Below are 1,071 nucleotides of genomic sequence, written 5' to 3' on the forward strand. Positions count from 1 at the left end.
GTGTTCAGCGTGCTGCTGCTGATCGGCCTCGCGCACTCGGTGCCCTCGCACGGCGCGGTGATCATCGCCACCACGCCGATGACCACGCAGCTCGTGCGCTGGCTGCTCGACGGCGTGCGCCCCACGCGCGCCGCGCTGCTCGCCACCGCGCTGGCGCTCGCGGGCGTGGCGATCGTCTCGGGTCTCATCGGCGGTCATGGCGGCCACGGCGGCGCGGGCAACGCCACGCTGTTCGGCGACGCCATCGCCTTCGTCGGCACCTTGGGCTGGGTCTGGTACACGCGCGGCGCGGCGCGCTTTCCCGAACTCGACGCACTCGAGTACAGCGCGCTCACGGTGCTGGCCGCGTGGCCGGTGCTGCTGGCGGCCGCGGTCGGTGCCGCGCTGCTCGGCTGGTCGGCGGCGCCCAGCCTCGAAGGGCTGCGGCTGTCGTGGCAGGCGCTGCTGTTCGTCGGCGTGGTGCCCTCGGCCGCCTCGGTGCTGGCCTTCAACCATGGCGTGCGCACGCTCGGCGCCGTCACCAGCACCGCCTTCCTCAACTTCGTGCCGGTGTCGGCGCTGCTGATGAGCGCGGCGCTCGGCACCCTGCCCACGGCGAACGAGCTGCTGGGCATGGCGATGGTGGTGGCGGCGCTCCTGATCCATACCGCCCTGAACCGCAAGGCCAACGCCCTGCCCGCGGCAAGGATCGCGCCGCCCCCGCAGAATCCCTGCACCTACCGCACCCCTGGAGCCACGACACCGTGAGCAGCGACACCCCCCGCCTCTTCGAGCCGATGCGGCTCGGCCCGCTTTCGCTCGACAACCGCATCCTGATCGCGCCGATGTGCCAGTACTCGGCGAGCGAGGGCACGCCGGGCGACTGGCACCTGATCCATCTCGGCCATCTCGCGCTGTCGGGCGCGGGGCTGCTGATCCTCGAGGCCACCGCGGTCGAGGCCGAGGGCCGCATCACGCCCGGCGACCTCGGTCTCTATTCGGACGCCAACGAGGCGGGCCTGGCGCGCGTGCTCGCCGCCGTGCGCGCCCATTCGTCGATGCCCGTGGCAATGCAGCTCGGCCACGCCGGGC

At 73.1% G+C, this 1,071-nt stretch carries 2 protein-coding genes; both read left to right on the forward strand.

Annotation, left to right across the window (positions count from 1 at the left end; genetic code table 11):
- On the forward strand, positions 1 to 747 hold a 747-nt coding region (locus tag AC27VN_RS42190; protein ID WP_490880624.1), incomplete at its 5' end, for a DMT family transporter.
- Between the two features lie 29 nt (positions 748 to 776).
- A partial coding sequence (locus AC27VN_RS42195) for an oxidoreductase (protein WP_490880625.1) occupies positions 777 to 1,071 on the forward strand: 295 nt, incomplete at its 3' end.

This window comes from Variovorax sp. 20P10.2.4 (genome assembly GCF_058244205.1).